The 25,603-nt window shown below is 74.5% G+C and carries 23 protein-coding genes; 8 read left to right on the top strand and 15 right to left on the bottom strand.

The window, feature by feature from the left end; all coding sequences use genetic code 11:
• Positions 1-141: 141 nt before the first annotated feature.
• A complete protein-coding gene (locus tag O7604_RS22690; protein WP_281577696.1) occupies positions 142-1,524 on the top strand; it encodes a serine/threonine-protein kinase in 1,383 nt (460 codons plus the stop codon).
• A gap of 63 nt (positions 1,525-1,587) precedes the next feature.
• Here the strand turns inward: O7604_RS22690 and O7604_RS22685 are convergent, their stop codons facing one another.
• Both O7604_RS22685 and O7604_RS22680 read right to left on the bottom strand, forming a co-directional pair.
• Positions 1,588-1,743: a hypothetical protein gene (locus O7604_RS22685; RefSeq protein ID WP_281577695.1), complete on the bottom strand. Its 156-nt coding sequence runs from the start codon at positions 1,741-1,743 to the stop codon at positions 1,588-1,590.
• 101 nt (positions 1,744-1,844) lie between these two features.
• Positions 1,845-2,537 carry a DUF305 domain-containing protein gene (locus O7604_RS22680; RefSeq protein WP_281577694.1) on the bottom strand — a complete coding sequence of 231 codons (693 nt, stop codon included), beginning with the start codon at positions 2,535-2,537 and terminating at the stop codon, positions 1,845-1,847.
• A 138-nt stretch (positions 2,538-2,675) separates the two neighbouring features.
• Here O7604_RS22680 and O7604_RS22675 point away from each other — a divergent pair, with 138 nt between their 5' ends.
• Together O7604_RS22675 and O7604_RS22670 are read left to right on the top strand one after the other, a co-directional pair.
• Positions 2,676-4,127, top strand: a complete 1,452-nt coding sequence (locus O7604_RS22675; RefSeq protein ID WP_269705773.1) for a hypothetical protein — start codon at positions 2,676-2,678, stop codon at positions 4,125-4,127.
• A 112-nt stretch (positions 4,128-4,239) separates the two neighbouring features.
• A complete protein-coding gene (locus O7604_RS22670) occupies positions 4,240-4,683 on the top strand; it encodes a hypothetical protein (RefSeq protein WP_281577693.1) in 444 nt (147 codons plus the stop codon).
• On the opposite strand, the gene O7604_RS22665 is transcribed toward O7604_RS22670, so the two are convergent.
• Both O7604_RS22665 and O7604_RS22660 read right to left on the bottom strand, forming a co-directional pair.
• Positions 4,637-5,629, bottom strand: a complete 993-nt coding sequence (locus O7604_RS22665; RefSeq protein WP_281577692.1) for a carcinine hydrolase/isopenicillin-N N-acyltransferase family protein — start codon at positions 5,627-5,629, stop codon at positions 4,637-4,639. The two genes, O7604_RS22670 and O7604_RS22665, sit on opposite strands and share 47 nt — an antisense overlap.
• A gap of 48 nt (positions 5,630-5,677) precedes the next feature.
• Positions 5,678-6,151, bottom strand: a complete 474-nt coding sequence (locus O7604_RS22660; RefSeq protein ID WP_281577691.1) for a DUF1203 domain-containing protein — start codon at positions 6,149-6,151, stop codon at positions 5,678-5,680.
• A gap of 121 nt (positions 6,152-6,272) precedes the next feature.
• On the opposite strand from O7604_RS22660, the gene O7604_RS22655 reads away from it, so the two are divergent.
• Positions 6,273-7,148, top strand: a complete 876-nt coding sequence (locus O7604_RS22655; RefSeq protein ID WP_269705770.1) for a transglutaminase domain-containing protein — start codon at positions 6,273-6,275, stop codon at positions 7,146-7,148.
• Between the two features lie 45 nt (positions 7,149-7,193).
• Here the strand turns inward: O7604_RS22655 and O7604_RS22650 are convergent, their stop codons facing one another.
• From O7604_RS22650 to O7604_RS22630, 5 genes are all read right to left on the bottom strand, one after another.
• Positions 7,194-8,804 (bottom strand): asparagine synthase-related protein, encoded by a 1,611-nt coding sequence (locus O7604_RS22650; RefSeq protein ID WP_281577690.1) that lies wholly within the window; start codon positions 8,802-8,804, stop codon positions 7,194-7,196.
• A 4-nt stretch (positions 8,805-8,808) separates the two neighbouring features.
• Positions 8,809-9,765, bottom strand: a complete 957-nt coding sequence (locus O7604_RS22645) for a hypothetical protein (protein ID WP_269705768.1) — start codon at positions 9,763-9,765, stop codon at positions 8,809-8,811.
• A gap of 102 nt (positions 9,766-9,867) precedes the next feature.
• On the bottom strand, positions 9,868-10,662 hold the full coding sequence (locus O7604_RS22640; protein WP_269705767.1) for an isocitrate lyase/phosphoenolpyruvate mutase family protein: 795 nt from the start codon (positions 10,660-10,662) through the stop codon (positions 9,868-9,870).
• Positions 10,659-11,603: a cytochrome P450 gene (locus tag O7604_RS22635; RefSeq protein ID WP_269705766.1), complete on the bottom strand. Its 945-nt coding sequence runs from the start codon at positions 11,601-11,603 to the stop codon at positions 10,659-10,661. Before O7604_RS22635 ends, O7604_RS22640 begins: the two co-directional genes overlap by 4 nt.
• Positions 11,604-11,667: 64 nt before the next feature.
• Positions 11,668-12,411: a winged helix-turn-helix domain-containing protein gene (locus tag O7604_RS22630; RefSeq protein WP_269705765.1), complete on the bottom strand. Its 744-nt coding sequence runs from the start codon at positions 12,409-12,411 to the stop codon at positions 11,668-11,670.
• 123 nt (positions 12,412-12,534) lie between these two features.
• Between O7604_RS22630 and O7604_RS22625 the strand changes: the two genes are divergently transcribed.
• Positions 12,535-14,730 (top strand): family 43 glycosylhydrolase, encoded by a 2,196-nt coding sequence (locus O7604_RS22625; RefSeq protein WP_281577689.1) that lies wholly within the window; start codon positions 12,535-12,537, stop codon positions 14,728-14,730.
• Positions 14,731-14,802: 72 nt separating this feature from the next.
• On the opposite strand, the gene O7604_RS22620 is transcribed toward O7604_RS22625, so the two are convergent.
• Genes O7604_RS22620 through O7604_RS22605 form a run of 4 tightly spaced genes read right to left on the bottom strand, consistent with a single transcriptional unit; the run spans position 14,803 to position 18,002 of the window.
• Entirely contained in the window at positions 14,803-15,630 is an 828-nt protein-coding gene (locus tag O7604_RS22620; protein WP_281577688.1) for a peptidoglycan DD-metalloendopeptidase family protein, read from the bottom strand.
• Positions 15,631-15,676: 46 nt separating this feature from the next.
• A complete protein-coding gene (locus O7604_RS22615) occupies positions 15,677-16,210 on the bottom strand; it encodes a 2'-5' RNA ligase family protein (protein ID WP_269705762.1) in 534 nt (177 codons plus the stop codon).
• 44 nt (positions 16,211-16,254) lie between these two features.
• Entirely contained in the window at positions 16,255-16,860 is a 606-nt protein-coding gene (locus O7604_RS22610; RefSeq protein WP_269705760.1) for a response regulator transcription factor, read from the bottom strand.
• Positions 16,857-18,002, bottom strand: coding sequence for a histidine kinase (locus O7604_RS22605; protein WP_281577687.1), 1,146 nt, complete (start codon positions 18,000-18,002; stop codon positions 16,857-16,859). Before O7604_RS22605 ends, O7604_RS22610 begins: the two co-directional genes overlap by 4 nt.
• Positions 18,003-18,134: 132 nt before the next feature.
• Here O7604_RS22605 and O7604_RS22600 point away from each other — a divergent pair, with 132 nt between their 5' ends.
• Both O7604_RS22600 and O7604_RS22595 read left to right on the top strand, forming a co-directional pair.
• On the top strand, positions 18,135-18,962 hold the full coding sequence (locus O7604_RS22600; RefSeq protein ID WP_269705758.1) for a hypothetical protein: 828 nt from the start codon (positions 18,135-18,137) through the stop codon (positions 18,960-18,962).
• 160 nt (positions 18,963-19,122) lie between these two features.
• Positions 19,123-20,880 carry a DEAD/DEAH box helicase gene (locus tag O7604_RS22595; RefSeq protein ID WP_269705757.1) on the top strand — a complete coding sequence of 586 codons (1,758 nt, stop codon included), beginning with the start codon at positions 19,123-19,125 and terminating at the stop codon, positions 20,878-20,880.
• Positions 20,881-20,952: 72 nt separating this feature from the next.
• Here the strand turns inward: O7604_RS22595 and lon are convergent, their stop codons facing one another.
• A complete protein-coding gene (gene lon / locus O7604_RS22590; RefSeq protein WP_281577686.1) occupies positions 20,953-23,289 on the bottom strand; it encodes an endopeptidase La in 2,337 nt (778 codons plus the stop codon).
• A 234-nt stretch (positions 23,290-23,523) separates the two neighbouring features.
• Between lon and O7604_RS22585 the strand changes: the two genes are divergently transcribed.
• Entirely contained in the window at positions 23,524-23,871 is a 348-nt protein-coding gene (locus tag O7604_RS22585; RefSeq protein ID WP_269707080.1) for an Lsr2 family protein, read from the top strand.
• Positions 23,872-24,077: 206 nt separating this feature from the next.
• On the opposite strand, the gene O7604_RS22580 is transcribed toward O7604_RS22585, so the two are convergent.
• Positions 24,078-25,382: a hypothetical protein gene (locus O7604_RS22580; RefSeq protein WP_281577685.1), complete on the bottom strand. Its 1,305-nt coding sequence runs from the start codon at positions 25,380-25,382 to the stop codon at positions 24,078-24,080.
• Positions 25,383-25,603 lie beyond the last annotated feature (221 nt).

Raw genomic sequence — 25,603 nt, 5'->3', positions numbered from 1 at the left:
GGTTTCTGGCCGATCGTACCGGGTCGATCACGATCAGCCGATCGGCGTCCCGGCTGCCGGACACCCGGCCGAACGGCCCGGCCGAGCCGGCCGCCGATATCGCGGGAAATACTTCGCGCCTGCTGTGGGTACGGTATGGGGGTGCTGTCCTCAGACGTCGTACTCAGCGGTCGGTACCGCCTTGATGACCGTGTCGCCACCGGCGGCATGGGCGACGTCTGGCGTGCCACAGACCTTGTCCTCGGTCGCCCGGTCGCGGTGAAGGTGCTGCTTCCCGCCCTGGTGTCCGACCCCGACTTCATCGCCCGGTTCCGTTCCGAGGCCCGGATCATGGCCTCCCTGCGCCACCCCGGCGTGGTCCAGGTCTTCGACTGCGGTGAGGACGACCTGCCCAGCGGCGGCCGGGCCGACTACCTGGTGATGGAGTTCGTCGCCGGTGAGCCGCTGTCGCGGCGGATCGAGACCGCCGGGCAGCTCGAGGTCGCCGAGACCATGTCGATCGTGGCCCAGGTGGCGCAGGCGCTGCACGCGGCGCACGGCCGCGGCATCGTGCACCGCGACGTGAAGCCGAGCAACCTCCTCGTGCAGGACGACGGCACCGTGGTCCTGGTCGACTTCGGGGTGGCCCGGTCGACGAACGTCACGAGCATCACCAGCACGAACGCGGTGCCCGGCACCGCCCTCTACATGGCGCCGGAGCAGGCCGCCGGCCGGCCCGTCTCGGGTGCCACCGACGTGTACGCGCTCGGCGCCGTCGCGTACTGCTGCCTCACCGGCAGCCCGCCGTTCACCGGCGACAACCCGCTGCAGGTGGCCGTACGCCATCTCGACGACGAGCCGCCGGAGCTGCCGGCGGAGATCCCGGCGTCGGTGCGGGAGCTGGTGTCGCGCGCGCTGGCCAAGGACCCGGCCGACCGCTACCCGAGCGCCGCGGCGATGGCCGACGCGGCGCGGGCCGCGCGGGCCGACTCCCCAACCGCGACGGCGGCGCTGCGCGGCGCGGCGGGTTCGGCGCGGTCCCGGGACGACCAGCCGGCGGTGCGGCCGGGCGCCGCGGTGGCGACGTCGCGGCGGCGGGGCCGGCGCGGCACGCTGGTCGGGGCGCTGGGCGCGGTGCTGGTGGCGATGGGTGCGCTGGGCGCGCTGGTGGCCGCCGCGAACGACACGGCCGAACCGGCCACGAAGATCGACTCGACGGCGCCCGCGGTGGCGCCGAGCGACCCGGCTGCGGAGCCGGTCGTCGAGGAGCCGTCGGCAAGCGACGAGTACACCTACCGTCCGGTCGGTCCGGGCGAGCGGCCGTCGGCGACGCCCTCGGTGACGCCGAGCACCTCACCGACCCCGTCGGCCCAGCCGAGCGTGTCGGACGCGCCGGCCCCGACGGACGAGCCGAGCAGCACGCCGTCCAGCGCGCCGACGACGACGGCGCCCACCACGGCGCCGGCGCCGGACCCGACCACCGCCGACCCCGGCACCGGCACCGGCGGCGGTGACACCGGCGGGCAGCCGGCCACCCAGCCCTGATCCACGGCACGCGCGAGCCGGCCCCGCCCACGGCGGAGCCGGCTCGGCTGTGTCCGGGCGTGCTCAGTCCGCGCCGAGCGACGCCACCACCGGCCGGGACAGCGCGCGGCGGGCCGGCAGGACCGAGGCGAGCAGCGCCGCCACCACCGCCACCGCGACGATCAGCCCGATCCGCGCCCACGGCAGCACCAGCGTGAAGTCGCCGCCGATGCGGGCCACCACGCCAGGCCGAGCAGCGCGCGGTGATCATGAGGTTGACGGGCGTCGCCGTCCGATTTGTCCCCGCCAACCTCATGATCGCCCGAGGGGGGCGGGTTGGGTCAGGAGGGCAGGAGGGCACGCATGCGGGTGATCTCGGTGGACTGTTCCACTGCCACCCCGGTGGCGAACTCCTGCATGGCCTGGTCGGCGCCGACCTTCAGCAGGTCGGTGGACATCACGATCGCGCCCTGGTGGTGGTCTGTCATCATCCGCACGAACATCCGGTCGAACGCCACGCCCTTCGCGTCCGCGAGCTGCCGCATCGCCTCGGCGGACTGCATCCCGCGCATGCTGCCGTGGTCGTGCCCCGGCACGTCGGCGGGCAGGTCGCGGGTGCTGAGCCAGGCGCGCAGCAGGCCGACCTCCGGCCCCTGGGCGGCGCGGATCCGCTCGGCCACGGCGCGGATGCGGGGGTCGGCGGCCCGGTCGGGGGCGAGCGTCGCCATCTCCAGGGCCTGCTCGTGGTGCGGGATCATCATCCGGACGTACCAGACGTCGAGGCTGTTGAACCGGGGCGCCGACGCTCCCCGCACCTGATCGGGCGCACCGGTCGCGGCCGGCTCCCCCGGGCGGCCCGGGACCAGCAGCGGCGGCGCCGAGGTGGTGGCGCTCGGGCTCGGCGCGCCGGTCGCGGCGTCGCCCGCCGCCTCGGTCCGGGTGTCGTCGCGCCCGGCGAGCGCCAGCCCGCCGATCACCAGGAGCGTCGCGAGCGCTGTGACGCCGACCCACACGCGTGCCTGCCGGCTGGTCATACGACGCCTCCTCCGGTCAAGGTGACAGCGATCCTATCCATAGACGAAAGTTCCCAAGTGTGACCCAGGTCACATTGATGACGGTCTCCAATAGGTAAGGTTTGGCGAATCATCATCCCCTTTCGAAGGGTGTTGCCGGTGATCAGCATCCGCACGTCCCGCACCCGCATCATCAGCCTCGCCGCCGCCGGCCTGCTGCTCGCCGGCGTGGTCGCCGCGCCGCCGAGCAGCGCCCAGGAGATCCCGCGCGCCCAGACCGCGCCCGCCACCGTGGACAGCGCCGTCCCCGGTGTCGACGAGATCTCCAGCAGCCCCAACCTGCGTCAGGTGGCGAACCTGCCGAAGCAGGCGCCGTTCGACACCTCGGCCGCCTTCGGCACCGACATCGCCTTCCAGGGGCGGTACGCGTTCGTCGGCAACTACGACGGGTTCGTGGTCTACGACGTCTCCCGCCCCGACCGCCCGACGATCGTGTCCCAGGTGCTCTGCCCCGGCTCGCAGAACGACATCTCCGTCCACGGGAACCTGCTGTTCCTGTCGACCGACTCCTCCCGCAACGACGACTCCTGCGCCAGCACCGCCCAGCCGGCGTCGGTGAAGGAGTCCTGGGAGGGCATCAAGATCTTCGACATCCGGGACAAGCGCAACCCGCGCTACATCAAGTCGGTGGAGACGGCGTGCGGTTCGCACACCCACACCCTGGTGCCCGGCAAGGACAAGCGGAACGTCTACCTGTACGTCTCCTCGTACAGCCCGCGTGCCGAGTTCCCGGACTGCCAGCCGCCCCACGACTCCATCTCCATCGTCAAGGTGCCGGTGAAGAACCCCACCACGGCCTCCGTGGTCGCCACGCCGAACCTCTTCCCGGACGGCGGCTACCCGGGCGTACCGGGCCAGTCGTCGGCCACCACCGGCTGCCACGACATCACCGCGTACCCGTCGAAGGACCTGGCGGCGGGCGCCTGCATGGGTGACGGCATCCTGCTGGACATCAAGAACCGCGAGGCCCCCCGGGTGATCGAGCGGGTCACCGACGCGGAGAACTTCGCGTTCTGGCACTCGGCCACGTTCAACAACGCCGGCACCAAGGTCGTCTTCACCGACGAGCTGGGCGGCGGCGGCGCGGCCACCTGCAACGAGGCGGTCGGCCCGAACCGCGGCGCCGACGCCATCTACGACATCACCGGCCGCGGCGACGCCCGCAAGCTGGAGTTCCGCAGCTACTACAAGATCCCCCGGGCGAACGCGGACACGGAGAACTGCGTGGCCCACAACGGCTCGCTGATCCCGGTGCCCGGCCGCGACATCATGGTCCAGGCCTGGTACCAGGGCGGCATCTCGGTGTGGGACTTCACCGACTCGCGCAAGCCCAAGGAGATCGCCTACTGGGAGCGCGGGCCGCTGGACGCCTCGCAGCTGCGTACCGGCGGGTCCTGGTCGGCCTACTGGTACAACGGCCACATCTACTCCAGCGACATCCAGAAGGGACTGGACGTGCTGGAGCTGCGTGACCCGCGTACCTGGCTGGCGCAGTTCCTGCTGGTGCCCGAGCTGAACGTGCAGACCCAGGCGGGCTACCTGAGCTGGTGACCCGCTGACCCGTCCCGGGCCCGGCGCTCCCCTCGCGGGGACGCCGGGCCCGGCGCGTGCGGGGGCCCGGAAATCCCTGGCCGCACCGGCCGCCACGGGCCATCCTGTCCGCGTGAAGCGGTACGCGCGCGACCCGCTCGACGGCGCCGACGTCGTGCTCGTCGGGCTCTTTCCGGCCAAGGACAAGGACTACGAGGCCCGCCTCGACCGGCTGGCCGTCGTGGCCGAGGAACGCGGCGCCCGGGTGGTGGGCCGGTTCGTGCAACGCCGAGGCGTCTCCGACCGGTGGCACGCGCGTCCCGGCGGAGCCGCCCGGATGTCCCAGCCGTTCTCCCGCCGGACGCTGCTGACGCACGGCAGGCTCCGTGAGATCGCCGAGGCGTGCCGGGAGGCCGGCGTCGACGCCGCCGTCTTCGTGAACACCCTGACACCGGTGCAGCGGACCGTGCTCGCCGACCTGCTGGGCTGCCTCGTGATCAGCGGCGACGACCTGGGCCGGAGCGGCCGGATCAGGTCATCGGCAGCCGGTAGTCGCGGGTGCCGCCGCCGGCCGTGACCACCCGCACCTCGCCGCTGCGCAGCCCGTACGTCACCGACCAGCGGGTGTGCGACTGGCGTACCGCGTTCAGCAGCCGCAGCGCCCCGGCCGTGTCGACCACCCCACCGGTGCGGTCCAGTTCCTTCGCCAGCACCCCGTACCGGCGGTCCTGGCGCAGTTCCCGGTCCGGCACGCCCGCCGCCGGCACGTTCGTGAGCGCCTGCCACGGGCCGCTGCGCCGGTCCACTGTCAGCTTGCCGTCGACGAACTCCACCACCGCTGACGCGCCGGTCGCGTCGGCCAGCAGGTAGTGCAGCGGCGGCCCGCCGTCGAAGTCGAGGTTGTAGCGCTTGAACACGGCGACCGCCTCGTCCACGGTGGCGGCCGAGTCGAGCACCAGGCGCAGGATGCGCACCGAACCCACAGTCGGCAGGCCGGGCACCGGCTCGGCGCGCGCCCCGTCGTCGGCGGCCAGCCCGACCGCGAGACCCCGCTCGTTCATGCCGTCGAACGGCAGCAGCGGCGCGTCCAGCAGCCGCCGGTCCCCCGTCGGGTCGGCGGCCACGCCCAGGTAGGAGATGTCGACCAGGGAGATCGAGGCGTACCCGTCCGGCGGGTCGGTGCGCAGCACCAGCGCGGGGTTCGGCTCCCAGTCGAAGTTGCGGGCGAACACCGGCCGGTCCCGGTCGCCGAGCGCGGCGAACAGCGAGCAGCCGAACGGACTCGGCGGCGTCGACCCGGCCAGCCCGGCGGTCGGGTCGTAGTCGCCGTCGTACGTCATCTCGTACATCGGCAGATCGTCGATCTTGCGGAGGCTGGCCAGCGTCCGTTCGACCTGCCCCGGGTCCTGCCGCGAGGCGGTCGGCGAGCCGGCCGCGGCCGGCGGGTCGGATCGGCGGTTCTCCCCGCAGGCCGTGCCGAGCAGGAGCAGCGCGAGCCCGCCGGCGATGAGGGTCCTCCGCATGACAGCGACGCTAGAAGAGGCGTCCGCCGATGTCCATCCGGGACCCGGTCAGCTCCGCACGACGGCGAACATCCAGCAGCCGTACACCACGTTGCGGCTGTGCAGCAGCTCCACCGCCGGGTCGGCGAACAGCTCCGCGATCACCGCCTCCGGGTCGCCGCCGTCGTGTCGCCGTCCGCCCACGATGCGGCCCCGGCTGTCGTACGCGCGCAGCACCTGCTCCCGTCCGCGCCACGGCGACGGGTACGCCGTCACGTCGTCCGGCCCGGCGCAGGCGGCGGCGTGCGCGAACACCGGCCCCACCTCGCGGTACGGACCCGGCGGCAGCGGCGGGGCGTACCCGAACAGCAGCAGCGCCTCGTCCGGCCGGGCGTCGCGCAGGCAGCAGCGCAGCGGCTCGCCGCCGGTGGCGCGCCGGTGCTCGGGTGGCTGCCCGGTGGCATCGCGGCCGGTGCGGCGCAGCTCGGCGAGCGTCCCGGCGGGCAGCGGGCGGATCCGGTACGCGGTACGGGTGGTCGTCACGGTTCCAGCCTGGCGCGGTCCGCACCGCGGCGCTGGCGGTGATCGGACCTGGCGTTCGGGTACGCGACATTGTCCGCCGAGCGGGCACCCGCCGGCCGCGTCCGGCGCCGACAATGACCGGATGGACGTCGACGACTACCGGACCCACTCCCCGTACAGCGATCCCCGCCACCACGCGGCGCTGCTCGGCGCCGTTCCGGCCGACCTGCCCACCGTCGCGGCGACCGCCCGCAACGTGATCGTCCACTACCGCGCCGGTGGTGTGGAGCTGCCGGACGTCCGCCGGGCCGAGGTGAACCTGCGCTGGCTGGACCGCATCCTCGACACCGACCAGTCCCGGTTCCCGCTGCCGCTGACCGCCGAGCGCCCGGCCGCCGAGCGGGTCGCCGGCTGCTGCCGGGACCACACACTGTTCACCGTCGCGGCGCTGCGCGGGCACGGGATCCCGGCGCGCAGCCGGGTCGGGTTCGTGAGCTACTTCGCCCCGGACTGGCACCACGACCACGTGCTGGCGGAGTGGTGGAACGGAGAGCGCTGGGTCTGGTCCGACCCGGAGCTCGACCCGGCCGCCGACCGGCCGTTCGACGGCTACGACATCGACCCGGAGGCGGGGCACTTCGAGTCGGCGGCCCGGGTGTGGCTGGCGTACCGGGCGGGCCGGATCGACCCGGACACCTACGGCGTCGACCCGTCGCTGCCGATCCGGGGCGACTGGCTCATCCACGACTACGTGCTGCTCGAGCTGGCCCACCGGCACAAGGACGAGGTGCTGCTCTGGGACGGGTTCGGGGCGATGACCGAGGACCTGACCGGCGCCGACCTCACCCTCGTCGACGAGGTCGCCGCGCTGCTGGTGGCCGCCGACCGCGGCGACGCCGCCGCCGGGCGGGAGCTGACCCGGCGGTACGCCTCGGACGCCCGGTTGCGTCCGGGCCCGACCGTGCACTGCATGGACCCGGTCTCCGGGGTGGCCGCCGACGTGGACCTGCGACGCTGACCCACCGGTCGCCGCGCGGCGGCCCGCCACCGGGGCCGCGCGGGCTCACCCGGGCAGGGGCGCCTCGTCGCCGCGGGTGCGGCGCGGGTTGACCAGCCGGCGGACCATCGGGGCGGCGTTCCACCGGGCCGCGCCGACCAGGTCCCGGGCGTGTTCCAGCACCGTGTAGTCGGGCCGGGCGATGCCCTCGGCGATGGCCCGGTCGAGGTCGTTGCCGCACCGGGTGAGCACGCTGTCGAAGTCCCGGCGGACCGGTTCCAGCAGGTCGTAGCCGAAGGACCGGTGCAGCCGGGCGAACAGCGGCTTGTAGAGGCGGGCCCGCTCGTGCAGCCCCGACGAGTACGACATCGAGTTCTTCGGCCGTTGCCGGACGTAGCCGGGCAGCAGGTCCGCGAAGGCCCGCCGGACGATCCACTTCTCCTGCCCGTCGCGCAGCTTGAGGTCCAGCGGCAGCCGCATGGCCAGCTCGACGACGCTGAGGTCGAGGAACGGCACCCGGGCCTCCACGCCGTGCGCCATGCTGGCCCGGTCCACCCGCTGCAGCTCGGTCCGGCACAGGTTGCGGATCTTGTGCAGGAACAGCCGGCGGGACCGCTCCGGCCCGACACGGTGGTACATCGGGTACCCGCCGAACAGCTCGTCGGAGCCGTCGCCGGTGAGCACCACCCGCACGCCCAGCTCGCGCAGCCGCCGGAAGATCGGCACCGAGACGACGGCGTTGATGATGTCGCCGTACTCGGTCAGCTCGGAGACCCGGATCGCCTCGCGGACGTCGGCCAGCCGGATGTCGCGCGGGCGCAGCTCGATCACCTCGTGCGGTACGCCGAGGTCGGCGGCGAGGCGCCGGGCGTACGCGACGTCCGGGCTCTCCGGCACCCCGATGGTGACCGCCACGCAGTCCGGGTGCAGTTCCCGGGCGTGCAGCAGGGCCAGCGAGCTGTCCAGGCCGCCGGAGAGCACCACGCCGACGGTGAGGTCGGTGTCCAGCCGGGCGCGCATCGCGTCGGTGAGCGCGACGCGGACCAGCAGCGCCGCCTCGTCCGGGTCGTCGATCACCGGCAGGCCGTCGCCGAGGGTCAGCAGGTCGACGTGCGGGCCCAGCCGGACCGGGGCGCCGGGCTCGACCCAGCCGTGGTGCCCGGGCGCCACCTCGCCGATCGGCGCGCCGTGCCCGACGAGCGCCTTGACCTCGGAGGCGAGGTGCAGGCAGCCGGGCTGGCGGGACCAGTAGAGCGGCTTGACGCCGAGCGGGTCGCGGGCCAGGTAGGCCCGGCCGGAGTCCCGCTCGACGACCACGAACGCGTACTCACCGCGCAGCCGGCGGACCCCGTTCCCACCCCACTGGAGGAACGCGGTGAGCACCACCTCGGTGTCGCCCGTGGTGCGGAACCGGTGCCCGAGCCGGGTCAGCTCGGCGCGCAGCTCGTGGTGGTTGAAGATCTCGCCGTTGAAGCAGAGCAGGTGCCGCTCGTCCGGCGACATCCACGGCTGCACGGATCGTTCCCGGTCCACGATCTTCAGCCGCCGTACGCCTGCGAGCAGGCCGTGTTCCTGCCGGGTCTCGGTGACCTCACCACGTGGCGCGAGCGCGGCGAGCATCCGCCGGAACGTCGCCGGGTCCGCCTCGGGGCCGATGCTCAGCGCGATGCCGCACAACGGGTCACACCCCCATCTCGGCCTCGTACGCCCGCCGGTACCGGCGGCGCACCGCCGGGGCGAGGCACACGTGCCAGGCCTGTCCCTCGTCGACCACGTTCACCTCGCCGGCGTCCTGGCGGGCCAGCAGCAGCCCGGCGAGCACCGGGCGGGCGCCGAAGCGGTCGTACCACTCCAGTTCGATGTCGGCGGCCCAGCCGAGGCAGTGCCCGCTGGGCACCATCGCGGCGTACCCGAGGCGGCGCAGCCGGTACTGGTGCTCGGCGCTGCGGGCCAGGCTGGTCACCCAGAGCGGCGGCGTGCCGTCCGGGGCGACGGCCGTGAACTCGCGGGCCAGGTCGTTGAGGAACGCGATCATCTCGCGGCGGGCCCGCCGGAACAGCAGCCCGGCGGTGCGCGGGGTGGCGTCCGGGCGCAGCCGCCGCCGGACCGCCCGCAGCCCGCGTCCCACCACGGTGGCGGGCTGTTCCTGGTAGCGGAACTCCAGCAGGCCACGGCGGCGCAGCCATTCCAGGTCGACCAGTTCGGTGCTGAGGCGGACCTGGTCGTCGGTGAGGAACGTCGGGCTGTCCCGCCACCAGAGCACGTCGACGCGGGACAGCAGGTAGATCCGGACCAGCGCGGTGAGGTCCTGCGCCGAGCTGCGCGTGTTGGGCTGGTAGCGGGCCATCTCCAGCAGCAGCGTCTCCCGGGCGCCGATCAGCCCCTGCGGGGTGGCGTCGAGGACGGCGGCGATGGCCGGTTCCCGCAGCCGCTGGTCGAGCAGCACCTGGCGGGCGGTGGTGGACGGCGCGTCGGCGAGCGCCCCCACCTCGACCAGGAGTTCCGCCACCGCCGCCCGGTACGCGGACAGCTCCGGCTCGGCGCCGACGCGCCGGCCGCCGGGCACCCGCCGGGCCGGGGCGGTGGACGTGACGGCGGGACCGGGCTGGCGACCGGGGCTGCGGCTGGGCACTCGCATGGTCTCCGTCCCCTCTCGGGCAGGACACGGCGTGATCGGACTTGCACACACCGTAAAGACCGAAGAAGGCGGGATTCTTCCCATCTCCCCCGATGTGCCCGATCAGGTGGCGTGCCGCAGGGCCAGCGCCTGCACCTCGTCGTACCCGGGTGGTGCCGGCAGGCCCGCGTCGCGCCCGGCGCCGATCGCGTCGGCCAGGTGCAGGGCCGCACCGAGCGCGGCCCGGAACAGCAGCGAGCCGGTGCTGACCCGGGCCACCCCGAGCCGGCCGAGGGCGGCCGGGTCGGGGCCGCCCGGCCGGTACAGCACGTTCAGCGGCAACCCCGCCTCGGCGGCGAGCACGCCGACCAGGTCGTCGGGCGCGCCCGGCACGAACAGGCAGTCGGCACCGGCGGCCCGGAACGCCGCCGCCCGCCGCCGCGCCTCGGCCAGCGGCGCCGGCACGCCCAGCCACCAGGCGTCGGTGCGGGCGTTGACGACCATCCGCGGCACGGTGGCGCGGACGGCCGCGATCGTGGCGGCGACGTGCTCGGCCGGGGCCAGGCGCCCGTCCGGGCGGCCGTCCTCCAGGTTGACGCCGACCACGCCGAGCGCGGCCAGCTCGCCGACGAAGCGCGCCACCTCCGCCGGGTCGTCGTGGAAGCCGTCTTCGATGTCGACGGTGAGCAGCACCGGCAGCCCTCGGAGCCGGTACGCCAGCTCCAGCGTCTCGGCGCGGGTCGCGCGGACCGCGTCCGGCCGGCCCGCGGCCGCCGCCACGCCCAGGCTGGTCGTGCCGATCGCCGGAAATCCCCGCTCGGCGAGCGCCGCGGCGGAGGCGTGGTCCCAGGCGTTCGGCAGCAGCAGCGGGTCGCCGGGCCGGTGCAGCTCCCGGAACGCGCGGTACCTGTCGGTCATCGCCGGCTCCCCTCGGTCAGCCGGCCGGAGGCGTGGCGCAGGACGTCGACGACGCCTGTCGCCAGGGCGAGCGCGTGCCGCTCCCCCGGACAACCCCGATGGCCGGCGCCGAAGGTCAGCACCCCGCCGGCCGGCTGGGCCCGGAACCGGTCGGGCTCGTCGAAGACGGCCGGATCACGGTTTGCCGCGTCGAACCGCAGCAGCAGCCGGTCCCCCGCCCGCACGCTCTGGCCGCCCAGGCTCAGCGCGTCGGCGGCGACCCGGCGGGTGGCCCGTACCGGTGGGTCCAGCCGCAGCACCTCGGCGAGCAGCGTGGCGGTGGCGAGCCCGTCCGGCGCGGCGCGTCCGTGCCGGACGGCGGCGTCGATCAGCCCGGCGGTGGCGTCGGCGGCCTGCACGAGCAGACCGAGCCGGTTCGCGGTCACCTCGGCCGCGGCCGGTGGCGACATCACCAGCAGCGCGGCGACCGCCCGGTCCGCCCGCCGCTCGGCCGCCGCGTCGGCGCCCGGGTGGTAGGCGGCGGCCACCGCCACCACCTCCGTGGCGGCCGCCGGGTTGGCCAGGCCGAGCCGCTCGGCCAGCACGAGCAGGGGTACGCGCCGAGCCGGCGTCACGTCCTCCTCGCCCGGCAGGTCGAGGATCCGCTCGGTCAGTCGTACGGCGTGACGGCGCAGTTCCTCCGGGTCGAGTGCGTCGAGTGCTGCCACGCCGACGGCTCGCCGCGCGGCATGCCGGTCCGGCGGGCTGAACCGGCTCACCGAGGCCCGCAGCCAGGCGAGCGTGCCCACCGGCCCGTCCGGGACGGACGGCACCACGCAGCGGCTGTCGGTCAGGGCGGCGAGGACGTCGGCGTGCCGGGTGACCACCCAGCCGTCGTCGCCGAGGGTCGGCGGCCCGCAGGGCGGTGTGCCCGGAGCAGCGGTGATCGTCGGTAGTCGCATCGCCCGACCGTAGGGCGGGAACGGTTCGGTGCCGGCCGAACGATCCGCGCGGGCGCGAACCGGGTCAGGCGCGGGCCGGGCCGCTGTCTCGGCCGGCGGGCGGGGCCAGCAGCGCCGGGTCGAGCGCGAGCGCGTCGGCCAGCGCGTCCCGCCCGGCCGGGGTGAGGCGTACCGCCCGGCCGGTCCCGCGCACGGTCCAGCCGAGGTCGAGGAAGCGCCCGCACAGCGCCGCCCCGACCGCGCCGGCCAGGTGTGGACGCCGTTCGGTCCAGTCCAGGCAGTCGCGGACGAGCGGTCGCCGGGTGGCGCGCAGCGGTTCGACGGGTACGCCGAGGCGGTCCAGCCAGCTCATGCCGTCCCCGGTCAGCGCCAGGCCGCCGGTGCGGTCGAGCACGCCACGGTCGAGCAGGGCGTCGTGCAGCAGCACGCCGAGCCGCCCGGCCAGGTGGTCGTAGCAGGTGCGGGCGTACGCGAGGGCGGCCCCGGCCGACGCGGCGCGCAACGTGCGGGGCGGGGTGTCCGGGGCGGGCGCCCGCGCGGCCAGGTCCTCGACGAGCTGGGCGACGCCCGGGTCGGCGAGGCGGACGTACCGGTGGCGGCCCTGCCGCTCCTCGACGAGCAGGCCGCCGGCGACCAGCCGGGTGAGGTGGTCGCTGGCGGTGGACGCGGCCACCCCGGCGGCGCGGGCCAGTTCCCCGGCGGTCCAGGCGCGGCCGTCGAGCAGGGCGAGGCAGAAACCGGCCCGGGTGGGGTCGGCGAGCAGCGCGGCGAACCCGGCGAGTCCGCGCCCGTCGGCGCCAGTGGTCATCGGCCCATGCTGACACGGGCACGGTTCGGGCCGCGCCGAACGGTGCCGGGGTTCTTTACAGCGGTCTCTCCAACGTTGTAGAACGGTGGCACCGCACCTCCGTCTATCCCGAGGGCAGGCCCGATGGGACACCTCCGCCGCGGTGGCGCGCTCGCCGCCGTACTCACGCTTCTGCTCGCCGGCGCGGCCCCCGCGTCCGCCGCCGGGCCCGACCGCTACCGCAACCCGGTCTCCGCCGGGTTCGCCGACACCTTCGCCGACCCGGTCGTGGTGCGCGGCGACGACGGACTCTGGTACGCCTTCGGCACCTCCGACCCGCTACGCGAGGGCGAAGGCCAGGTCCACCGGGTGCCGATCGCCCGCTCCGCCGACCTGGTCGACTGGACCTACGTCGCCGACGCGTTCGCCCCGGACCAGCGGCCCGCCTACGCCGCGCCCGGCTCGGCGTTCTGGGCGCCGGACGTGCGGCGTGTCGACGGGCGCTGGGTCATGTACATGACGGTCACCGACACCACCGTCTCCGACGACACGTTCGACACCGCCGTCGGCGTGGCCACCGCGCCGAGCCCGGCCGGCCCGTGGACGTTCGCCGACACACCGGTGGTCGCGCCGCGTCCGGGGGCGGGCGGCGGTTACCTGTGGACGATCGACCCGAGCCAGCTCACCGGCGCGGACGGTCGCCACTGGCTCTACTACGGCAGCTACTACGGCGGCATCTCGGTCACCGAACTGTCCCCGGACGGGCTGCGCGCGGTCGGCACGCCGACGCCGGTCGCGATCGACAACAAGTTCGAGGGCGCGTACGTGCTGCGCCGCGACGGCTGGTACTACCTGTTCGCGTCCACCGCGAACTGCTGCGCCGGCCCGGCCACCGGCTATTCCGTCCAGGTCGGCCGGTCCCGAGACCCGCGCGGCCCGTTCACCGACCGCGACGGGCAGCGCCTCGACGTGTCCCGGGCCGGCGGCACACCGGTGCTCACCCAGAACGGCAACCGCTGGATCGGCACCGGGCACAACGCGGTCCTCACCGACCTGTCCGGGCAGGACTGGATCGCCTACCACGCGATCGACCGCGCCGACCCGTACCTGGACGAGCCGTTCGGCGTCAACGAGCGGCCGATGCTCCTGGACCGCCTCGACTGGATCGACGGGTGGCCCACAGCGAACGCGGGCGCCGGTCCCTCCGACAGCATCCGGCCCGCGCCGGTCACCACCGGCCCGGTCGACGCCCGCTTTGCCACCGCCGACCTGCGCGGCTGGCGGACCGAGCGCGGCCGGTGGCAGGCTACCGGCGGGGTGCTGACCGGCAGCGGCACGCTCACCTCGCGTACCCGCATCGGCGGTGACCTGCGCGCGGAGGCCGACCTGCGGCTGACCGGCGCGACCACCGCCGGGCTGCGGCTGCACGGCGTGGACGTCCGCGTCGGGCGCGGCCGGCTCACGGCGGGCGCCGCGTCCACCGCGCTGCCCGCCGGCCTCGACCTGCGCGACCGGCACAATCTCGCGATCGAGGTACGCGGGCGGCAACTCGTCGCCACGCTCAGCCCGTCCCGCCTCGGCGACCCGGTGGCCCGGGTGACGGTCCGGCTTCCCCGCCCGGCACCCGGTGAGCTGTCCGTGCGCGCGGACGGCGGCCCGGCCGAGTTCGACAACGTCAGCGTCGCCCGGCTGTACCATCCCGCCCGGCACACCGTCGGCGACCCGCGCGTCGGCCCGGTGCTGCGCGGCTACTCCGACGAGTTCACCGGCGGGCTCGGCCCGGCCTGGCAGTGGGTACGCCAGGACCCGGCTGCCACCGTGAGCGGCGGGGCGCTGCGCTGGCCGGTGCAGGACGCCGACCTGTCCGGCACCGGCAACACCGCCGGGGTGCTGCTGCGCGACGCGCCGGCCGGAAACTACGTCGCCGAGACGAAGGTGACGCTCGACCTGGGCGAGGACAGCGTGCGCAACTACCAGCAGGCGGGCCTGGTCGCGTACGTCGACGACGACCGCTTCGCCCGGCTGACCCAGGTGGCGATCTGGAACACCCGTCAGGTCGAGTACGGCTACGAGCTCCCATTCGCCGGGCAACCCGTGTACGGCGGCAGCATCGTCGGCACCCCGGGCACCACCACCTGGCTGCGACTGGCCCACCGGGTCGACCCGGTGAACGGCGAGCACGAGTTCCGGGCCGGGTCCAGCCGCGACGGGAAGCACTGGACGTGGGGCGCGGTGTGGACGTTCCCGGCGGGCACGACGCCCCGGATCGGGCTGGTGGCGCACGGCGGCGCGACGCCCGCGGTGACCGCCGAATTCGACTACCTGCGCTTCCACCGCTGACGCCCGCCGGTGCCGGCCACGACTGCCCCTGCCTCGTCGCAGGCAGGGGCGGTCGTGGCGCGCCTGGCCGCCTCAGCCGATGCCGTCGACAGCGGCCCTCAGCGCATTGATCGACGGGTCCCAGCTGAAGTTCAGGACGGGGATGCCGGACGCGGCGGCATTGCTGTCGCCGCCGAGGACCACCGCCCGCGGCCTACCGGTCCCCTGCGGCACCACGAGATACCAGTTGCCCTTCACGTTCGCGATGAACACGTCGTCTGCCTCCTGGTCGGGCGGGTTCGGGTTGGCGACGTCCCCGACATGGTTCTCGAAATCCGCCGTCGCGCGGAAGTCCGTCGGGCTGCCGGTGTTCAGCCAGAGGCTCGTGTGCACGTGCGGCCCGACACCGGCGTCGCTGCCGTTCGCCGAGGCGCCGGAGTACGCGATCGTCTGGCCGCGCGACACACGCTGACCGACGGTGACGATGATCCTCGACAGGTGCAGGTGCCGGGTGTAGTTGCCGTCGTCGTGGGCCATCCCCACGACGCGCCCGGTCGCGGTGGAGGTGTCGGTCTTCACGAGACGGATCGTGCCGTTCGCGGCGGCCACGACCGGGGTTCCGGTGCCGACCGCGTAGTCGGTGCCCGGCTCGGCCGAGGGCGGCGTCCGGCTCCGGTGGTCCTGCCACGAACTCGAGATGCGCACGTTTCCGCACGGCCGCTGATAGGTGCCGGCGGCCCGGGCGGAGCCGGGCAGCAGCGCGAAGGCGGCAGACACCCCGGACGCCGCCAACGCGGCCCCGGTGAGGAAGCCTCGCCTCGACAGTCCCCGCAGGTAGGCGATGCCACCGAGATCCTCGGGCCGCAGATCGCCGAGGCTGGCGATCTGCGGGTCCGGGCGAACCCCCTCGCTGATGGTCATCGATGCAAGTAGGGCTGTTTCCGGCGAAGGGCAAGGGCCTGGCGGCTCAGCGGCCGGAACGCGGGCAGGCGGTGGTCAGCTCGCTGACCGTGCGGGTGTCGCCGTCGTAGCTGCGCGCCGCCACGAACGCCCCGGACGGCGGGTGCGCCCCGGCGACCGCCCGGGCGCGGCGCCGGTCCGCCGCGCCGAACCGCAGCGCGAGGCTGAGGTGCGGCACCCACCGGCCGGGCTGGTGCCACGAGTGCCCGCCGGGCGCCTCGGCGAGCACGTCCCACACCGCGCCGTGCAGCGCGACGAGCTGCGGTGTCGGCCGGACCAGCCACACCAGCGGCGCGCTGCCGTCGAGCACCGTCACGCGGCCCAGCCGCACCGGCAGCGGCAGCGCCGCGTCGCAGAGGTCGGCAAGGCGCTGCTCGGCGCCGGGCGGGAACTCCTCCACCGAGGCGAGCGTGAGGTGCGGCCGGTTCGTCGGGTGCGTGTTGCGGGCCAGGCTGGGCAGCCCGGCGGCGGCGAGCCGGTCCCAGGCAGCGCGAACCGCCGCTTCCAGTTCGGGAGAGCAGAGCAGTTCGACCGTCCGCACGTGATCAGGCTAGTCGCCGGCGACCGCCCGCGACGCCCCGTACGTCAGAGCCAGCCGGCCTCCCGCGCCCGCCGTACCGCCTCGGCCCGGTCGGCGGCGCCGAGCTTCTGCACGCAGGCGCTCAGGTGGTTGCGGACCGTGCCGGCGGCGAGGTGGGTACGCCGGGCGATCACCGCTACCGGGGTGCCCAGCTCGGCCAGCCGCAGCGTCTCCAGCTCACGCGGCGTGAGCGGGCACTCCGGCAGGGTGAGCGCGTCGGCCGCGAGCGCCGGATCGACGTAACGCGCGCCGGAGTGCACCCGGCGGATCACGTCGGCCAGCGCACCGCCCGGAGCGCCCTTGGCGAGGAACCCGCGTACGCCGGCGGTGAGCGCCGGCCGGAGCTGGGCGGGCCGGCCGTGTCCGGTGAGGATCACCGGCGCGCAGCCGGGCAGCGCCCGGGTCAGCTCGGCGGCGACCTCGACGCCACCGGGCGGCGGCATCTCCAGGTCGAGCACGGCGACATCGGGGCGGTGGGCCAGCGCCGCGTCCAGGGCGGCGCGTCCGTCGCGGGCGTGCGCGACCACCTCGATGTCCGGTTCCAGGTCGAGCAGCGCGGCCAGCGCGAGCCGGATCAGCTCCTCGTCGTCGGCCAGCAGCACCCGGATCACGGCGTCACCGGTACCGTCGCCACCAGGCTGAACACGCCGTCGGCGGCCTCGGCCCGGACCCGTCCGCCGGCCGGGGCGAGCCGGTCGGCGAGGCCGCGCAGGCCGCCGCTGAGCTGGTCCGGTCCGGTGCCGGCACCGACGCCGTCGTTGCTGACGGTCACTGTCACCACGCCGTCCTCCCGGGTGATCTCGATCCGGCACCAGTCGGCCCGGCTGTGCCGCAGCACGTTCGTCCCGGCCTCGCGCAGCACGGCGGCCAGGTCGGCGGCGACCGCCTCGGGCACCTCACCGGCGGGCGGGAGCACCGTCGTGCGGACGCCGCTGGAGCGCAGCACCTCCCCCACCGCGGCGGCCTGCTCGGCCAGGTCGACGGCGCGGTAGCCGTGCACCGCCGCCCGTACCCGGGTCAGCGCCGACCCGGCCAGCCGCCGGGCCTCCGCCGCCTCCCGGGCGGCCCTCGCGGCGTCGCGCGGCGCCAGCCGCTCCGCCAGCTCGGCCTTGAGCGCGATCACCGTCAGGTCGTGGCCGAGCAGATCGTGGACGTCCCGGGCGAAGCGCAGCCGTTCCTCGGCGGCGGCTAACCGCGCCTGGGCGGCCTGGCCCTGCCGGGCCTCGACGAGCAGGTCCCAGAACCAGACCTGCACCCAGGTGAGCGCGGCGATGCCGGCGCCCACCGTGCCGGTGACCAGCAGTGCCGTGGGCACCGGCCCACCCGTCGCCCCGGTGACGACGGCGGACACCGCGAGGACGCCGGCCGCCGCCACCGCCGCGACGACGGGCCGGAACAGCAGCGGCGTCATGCCCACCAGGGACGCGCCCAGCCACGCCCAGGTCGGCCAGGAGCCGGCCGCGACCGGGCCGAGCAGCGGCAGGCTGAGCAGCGCCGCCACGGTGAGCGCGGCGTGCCGGCGGCGACGGGCCGGTACGGGCAGCCACGGCGTGACGGCGGCGTGCAGCACCCCGATCTGGGCGACGGTGAACGCGAGCAGCCCGGCGGCGCCGAACGCGACGCGTACCGGGTCGGGTTCGCGGGCCAGGCCGACGGCGGGCAGCAGCACCGTGGTCCACACGTTCGTGGCCAGCGACAGCAGCGTGACCCGCCGGGCCCGGCGCAGCCGGTGGTCCGCCGGATCGACGCTCATGCCCGCTGATCCTAGGGCGTGGACCGGCTCGCCCACCCCTGGGAAACGTCACGGCCGGACCGTGCGATCCGCACGGTTTCCCGATGACAGATGCGCCTTCTCCGGTGCGCCGGGCGGCGGCAGGGTCGGGGCATGACGGAGATGACTGTGGTCGTACCCCGGCGGTGGGCCGGGTGGGCGCGGACCCGGCACCTGGCCGGGATGGTGGTGGCGATGGTGGCCGGGATGGTGCTGCTCGGGCCGCTGTGGCGGGTGGGCGGGAACCTGCTGGGCGGCGCGGCGGTGCTGGCGCGGCCGGACGTGGCCGCGCTGGTGATGGCGACGAACATGGCGGCGGGCATGGCCGCCTGGATGTGGTACCGGGGGGACGGCCGGGCCGCCACCGCGGAGATGTCGGCGGCCATGTACGTGCCGTTCCTGCTGCTGCTCCCGCCCTGGTGGGCCGGGTGGGTCGGAGACGGGACGCTGCTGCTCGGCGGCCACCTGCTGATGGTGCCGGCGATGCTGCTGGTGGCCCTGCGGCACCGGCACACCGCCGTCGCCCGGCCGCGCCGGCACCCGGTCGCGGCCGCAGTGGCGCGCGGGTGGCCCGCCGGGCTGGCGCTGCTGCTGACCGTGGACATGTGGTTCGCGCCCACGGTCTTCGCGCCGTGGACGCTGCTGGTCCTGCCGGCCGGTTACCTGCTGATCGGCACCTGGCGGCGGCAGTGGGGTGACCGGCGCGCGCTGGCGGCGCAGCTCGCCGGGGCGGCCGTGTGGGGCGGCCTGGCGGTCGTGGCGATGATCGCGTCCGCCGACCTCGCCGGGGTGATCGTCGGGGTGGGCTGGCTCGTCCACGCCGCCTGGGACGCCTGGTACCACCGCACCGGCACGGTGGTGCCGCGCGGGTACGCGCTGTGGTGCGCGGTGTTCGACGTCGGTGTGGGCCTCACCACGCTCCTGGCCGTCCTGTCCCGGTGATCCGCCGTCCTGTCCCGGTGATCCGCCGTCCTGTCCCGGTGATCCGGCGGGGGCACGGGGCCGCGCCGGATCACCCGGAGGGGACGGCACACGGGTGGCGCGGCGAACGTTTGCCCCGGTCGCCGCGACCGCCGCTCGGCGGTGATGAAAAACTTGTCGCATGACCGCCGCACCGACCCCGACCGACCCCGCCGTGCCCGACGACGCCGAGGACGCCTTCGCCTTCGCCGATCTCGGGCTCCGCACCGAGCTGCTGGGCGCGCTGTCCGCGCTCGGGTACGAGGAACCGACGCCGATCCAGCGGGAGGCCATCCCCCCGTTGCTGGCCGGGCAGGATCTGCTGGGCCAGGCGGCCACCGGTACGGGCAAGACCGCCGCGTTCGCGCTGCCGCTGCTGCAGCGGATGCCGGTCGGCCGGGCCGAGGGCGACCCGGTGTCGCTGGTCCTGGTGCCCACCCGGGAGCTGGCCGTGCAGGTCTCCGAGGCGTTCCACCGCTACGGCAAGGACCTGGGCGCCCGGGTGCTGCCGATCTACGGCGGGCAGCCGATCGGCCGGCAGCTGCGCGCGCTCGACCACGGGGTGGACGTGGTGGTGGCGACGCCGGGCCGGGCGCTGGACCACATCGCCCGGGGCACGCTGCGGCTCGGCGCGCTGACCACCGTCGTGCTGGACGAGGCGGACGAGATGCTCGACATGGGCTTCGCCGAGGACATCGAGGCGATCCTGGAGCACGCCCCGGCCGGCCGGCAGACGGTGCTGTTCTCGGCCACCATGCCGGCCCGCATCGACGGGCTGGCCCGGCAGCACCTGACCGACCCGGTGCGCATCCGGATCGAGCGGGAGCGGCCGGTCGCCGGCGAGGCGCCCCGGGTGCGGCAGAGCGCGTACATCGTGGCCCGGGGGCACAAGCCGGCCGCGCTGGGCCGGGTGCTGGACGTGGAGTCGCCCACCGCGGCGATCGTGTTCTGCCGCAGCCGCGAGGAGGTGGACCGGCTCACCGAGACGATGAACGGCCGGGGCTACCGGGCCGAGGCGCTGCACGGCGGGATGAGCCAGGAGCAGCGGGACCGGGTGATGGGCCGGCTGCGCGCCGGCACGGCGGACCTGCTGGTCGCCACCGACGTGGCCGCCCGAGGGCTGGACGTCGAGCAGCTCACCCACGTGGTCAACTACGACGTGCCGTCGGCCCCCGAGTCGTACGTGCACCGAATCGGGCGGGTCGGCCGGGCCGGGCGGGAGGGCGTGGCGATCACGCTCGCCGAGCCGCGTGAGCACCGGATGCTCAAGACCATCGAGCGGGTCACCGGCCAGCGGATCGCCATCGACAAGATCCCCACGGTTGCGGACATGCGGACCCGGCGGCTGGAGCTGACCCAGGGCGCGCTGCGGGAGAGCCTGCTGGAGGACGACCTCGACCCGTACCGGGCGATCGTGGAGTCGCTCACCGACGAGTTCGACCTGGTCGAGGTGGCGCTGGCGGCGGTGAAGCTGGCGCACGAGGCGACGTCGCCGGGCTCGGACGACGAGGAGGAGATCCCGCAGGTCCCGGTCCGGGGCCCGCGCGAGGGCCGGCCGGAGACCGGCGGGCGGGGCGACCGCCGGGGCCCGGGCCGTCCGCGTACCGGCGGGGCGACGCAGGTCTTCATCGGGCTGGGCCGCCGGGCCGGGGTGCGTCCGCAGGACCTGGTCGGCGCGATCACCGGGGAGACCCGGGTCAGCGGCCGGGACATCGGCTCGATCGAGATCGCCGACCGGTTCTCGCTGGTCGAGGTGCCGCAGGGGGTGGCCGACGAGGTGATCGCCGCGCTGCGCGGCACCACCATCAAGGGGCGCAAGGCGACGGTGCGCCGGGACCGGGACGGCGACGGCCCGGGCGAGCGCCGCGACCGCGGCTACGAGCGGCGCGACCGCCGCTGAGCCCGGCGCGACCGGCAGCCGGGTACGACGGCGCCCCGGCCACCGTGGGTACGGTGGCCGGGGCGACTGTCGTCAGGCCGCGGCGAGCGCCGGGCCGTCCAGCGCCTGGGTGCCGATCTCGGCCGGGCGAAGCGCCAGCGCGAGCACGTCCGCCACGTCGGACAGCGTGTGCACGGTCAACGCCTCCCGCACCTGCGCCGGCAGGTCGTCCAGGTCCGGCTCGTTGCGCTTCGGGATGATCACCTCGGTGAGACCGGCCCGGTGCGCGGCGAGCAGCTTCTGCTTCACCCCGCCGATCGGCAGCACCCGGCCGGAGAGCGTCACCTCGCCGGTCATCCCGAACTCGGGTCGTACCGGTCGTCCGGTCACCAGGGACGCCAGCGCGGTCACCATGGTGATGCCGGCGCTCGGGCCGTCCTTCGGTACCGCTCCCGCCGGAACGTGCAGGTGGATCCGCCGCCCGGCCAGGGCGTTCGGGTCCAGCCCGTAGCGCCGTCCGTTCGACCGCAGGTACGACCACGCGATGTGCGCGGACTCCTTCATCACGTCGCCGAGCTGGCCGGTGAGCGTCAACCCCGGCTCACCCTCCATCGTGGTGGCCTCGATGAACAGCACGTCCCCACCGGCGCCGGTGACGGCCAGGCCGGTCGCCACGCCGGGCACGGCGGTGCGTTCGGCCGACTCCGGGGTGAACTTCGGCCGGCCCAGGTAGCGGGCCAGGTTGCCGGCGTCCACGTGCACCGGCACGGGGTCGCCGGCCAGCGCGACTGTCACCTTGCGCAGGATCTTGGCGAGGGACCGTTCGAGCTGCCGGACGCCCGCCTCGCGGGTGTACTCGCCCGCGATCAGGGCCAGCGCCTCGTCGGCGACGGTGACCTCCTCGGCGGTCAGCCCGGCCCGTTCCCGCTGCCGGGGCAGCAGGTGGTCGCGGGCGATGGCGACCTTCTCGTCCTCGGTGTAGCCGTCCAGCGCGACCAGCTCCATCCGGTCCAGCAGCGGGCCGGGGATCGCCTCCACGACGTTCGCGGTGGCGAGGAACAGCACGTCGGACAGGTCGAGGTCGACCTCCAGGTAGTGGTCGCGGAACGTGTGGTTCTGCGCCGGGTCGAGCACCTCCAGCAGGGCGGCGGCCGGGTCGCCGGCGTAACCGGCGGCCAGCTTGTCGACCTCGTCGAGCAGCACGACCGGGTTCATCGAGCCGGCCTCGCGCAGCGCCCGCACGATCCGGCCGGGCAGCGCGCCGACGTAGGTGCGCCGGTGGCCGCGGATCTCCGCCTCGTCCCGGACACCGCCGAGGGAGACGCGGACGAAGGTGCGGCCCAGCGCCCGGGCGACCGACTCGCCGAGGCTGGTCTTGCCGACACCGGGCGGGCCGGCGAGGCCCAGCACGGCGCCGGAGCCGCGTCCGCCGACCACGCCGAGGTTGCGCTCCGCGCGCCGGTTGCGCACCGCGAGGTACTCCAGGATGCGGTCCTTCACGTCGGCCAGGCCGGCGTGGTCGGCGTCGAGCACGGCACGGGCCGCGGCCAGGTCGGTGTTGTCCTGGGTACGCGTGTTCCACGGCATTTCCAGGACGGTGTCCAGCCAGGTACGGATCCAGCCCGCCTCGGGTGAGGCGTCACTGGCCCGCTCGAGCTTGCCGACCTCGCGCAGCGCCGCCTCGCGTACCTTCTCCGGCAGGTCGGCGGACTCCACCCGGGAGCGGTAGTCGGCGGAGCCGTCCGGCTCGTCCTCGCCGAGTTCCTTGCGGATCGCGGCGAGCTGCTGGCGCAGCAGGAACTCGCGCTGGGACTTCTCCAGCCCCTCGCGGACGTCGCTGTTGATCTGCTCGGTGACCTCCTGCTCGGCCAGGTGTTCCTTGACCCAGCCGACGAGCAGGTCCAGCCGGGCGGTGACGTCCGGCGCGGCGAGCAGTTCGGTCTTCTGCGTCAGGCTGAGCCAGGGCGCGTAACCGGCCGAGTCGGCCAGCTCGGACAGGTCGGTCATCCGCTCCATCGCGTCGATCACCTGCCAGGCGCCGCGCTGCTGCAGGACCGAGGTCATGAGCGCGCGGTACTCGCGGGCGAGTTCCCGGGCGCGCCCGGCCGGGGCGGGTTCGTCGAGTGTGGTCGCCTCGACCCAGAGCGCGGCGCCGGGACCGGGCACGCCGGAGCCGATGCGGGCACGGGCGAGACCGCGGACGACCGCCGCCGGTTCGCCGCTGGGCAGCCGGCCCACCTTCTCGATCGTCGCGACGACGCCGACGGAGCCGTACTCGCCGTCGATGCGGGGTACGGCCAGGAGTTCCTTGTCGCCGGTGGCGCGGGCCGCGTCGACGGCGGCCTGGGTGGTCGGGTCGAGGGTCACCGGGATGACCATCCCGGGCAGCAGGACGGCGTCGGTCAGAGGAAGTACCGGAAGAGTTGCCATCGAACACCTGCCATCACGTTGGTTGAGCGTGTCTGGCTCAAGTAACAAAACGTGTCCCTTGTTCCGGGTTGTGACCCACGCCACTCCTCAACGTCGCGCTCCCACGCTCCGTGCCCAATGGCGGCATCCTTTACCGCGACCCGCCGAATGGGAAGAGTCGGCTATTGTTGCGGAATTACCGTGCGGTAGGTCAAACTCTTAGCCACACCCCGCCCGACACAGGGAGTAATGGCGATGGCAAGGAAAGTAATCACCGTTCTGACCGACGACCTCGACGGCGGAAAGGCCGATCGGACCGTCGAGTTCAGCCTGGACGGCGCGGCGTACACGATCGACGTCTCCGACGAGAACGCGGGCGTCCTGCGCAAGGCCCTGGATCCGTACATCAGCGCTGGCAGGCGAATCGGTCGGGGAACGACCGAAGCTCCTCGCGGCGCCCGCCGCACCACCCGGCCGAGCACCTCGGGAATGGACCGCGAGCAGAACCGCGCCATCCGGGAATGGGCCGCCAAGAACGGGTTCGAGATTTCCGAGCGCGGGCGCATCCCGGTGTCGGTGGTCGAGGCGTACAAGAACCGCTGATCACCGCCGGTTCACCGTCGGGCGTCCCGGGGTCACGCTGAGAAATCGGCGCGGCCCCGATCGGCTTTCTACGGTCGGTACTTTCATCCGACCGGATACCGCCGGCATGAAATTTCCTCCGGGACCACGTCCCGCCGTTTCGGTCCGCGCAAACGGCCGCGGCCGCCCGGAGGAGTCCCCCGGACGGCCGCGGCCGTTCGTCAGTGTCAGTTGACCCGGATGCGCACCACGTCGATGGCGGGGGTCTGGTTCGCCCGCTCCATCATCGGGATGCGGTGCGAGCCGTCACCGGCCCAGACCGCGCACTGCGCCACGCCCGACTGGGCCAGGCCCGGGATCTGGATCAGCACGTCGTCCGGCTGGTTGCCGCCCCGGCCGTCCTCGGTGGCGACGAAGAAGGCCGGCACGTCCTGCGGGTTCGGAGGCTGCCGGGTGCTGCCGAGCATCCGGCAGGCGGTGTGGAAGTGACCGCGCACCAGGCCCTCGCCGTTGAGCAGCGAACTCTCCAGGTAGTAGCCACCCTGGCCGGCGGCGAGGAAGCGGTCCCGCACCAGGTTCTTGGTGGTGACCCGCAGCGTGAACGGCTGGTTGCGCCGCACCTGGTTCGGGAACTGCGTGATCAGCAGCGACGGGTTGTTCGCCGCGGCGCCGACCTCACCGAACGCGGTGCTCACGCACCGGTTGCCGTTCTGGAAACCGTCGTGCGCCTGGAGCTGGCTGCCGGAGCAGTCCTTGGCGAGCACGTTCAGGCCGTTGCCGCCGCCGTTGTTCTGGCCACCGCCGTTGTTGTTCCCGCCACCGTTGTTGCCGCCGGTGTTTCCGCCGTTCTGGCCGCCGTTGTTGTTGCCGCCGTTCTGACCGCCGTTGTTGTTGCCGCCGTTCTGGCCGCCACCGGTGCCGGGGGCGTCGGTCAGCGCGCACTGGGCGAGCTGGTTCAGGCCCTGCGGGCGCTGGGCGACCCGGCCGATGGCGGTGGCGATCCGGTTGAGCGCCGCGGTCCGCTTGTCCGCGAGCGGACGCAGGATCGCGTTGTTGATGAAGTCACCGCCGTTGCGGCCCTCCGCCGCGAGCCGCCGGTTCGCATCCGCGATCTGGGACTGCAGCAACGCCAGGGTGCGGTCCACCTCGGCGCGGGCCCGGTCGGGCACCTGCGGCAGCCGGCTGCGGACGTCCGGGCAGGCCACGGTCGGGGTGCCGGCGCCGGCGCCGCCCGCGTTGGTCTGCTGGCACTCGGCCGGCGACATCTGGCCGTCGCCCCAGTGGTTGCGGACCCACCGGCCGTTCTGCCAGGTACGGGTGGTGCTGCCCTGACCGTCCGGGGCGGTCGCCCCCGAGCTCGCGGGCACGCAGGACGCCGACGCGGCGCGGGTGGTCGTCCGCCGGTCCTGGGCGGACGAGATCTGGGTGACGGCGACGATGCCGCCGAAGACCGCGAGCGTGCCGACCACTGCCAGCAACCGCTTGCTCCGCGCGTTACCGGATGACCGGCGCGCCCGTGTGGACCTGCGCATCGAATTGCTCTCCTTCTCGATCCGGTAGTTGACTGGTGATCCCGGCGGACCGACGAATTCGGGGTGTGAGATCACTGCGACGCTCAGTCGCGCGTCAATGGCCGACGGTGCCCTTTCCGCACCGTCTCCGCGCCGTCCGGGCGCGGCGGGGAAGATCTGCGTCCATTCCCGATGAGGTACGGAGCGCCGTCGGCGAAGGTTCAACCGGAGATCGGAAAAAA

It is taken from the genome of Micromonospora sp. WMMA1947, assembly GCF_027497355.1.
In the GTDB taxonomy this organism is placed as follows: Bacteria; Actinomycetota; Actinomycetes; order Mycobacteriales; family Micromonosporaceae; genus Micromonospora.
This window is presented reverse-complemented; position numbering and strand designations above follow the sequence as displayed.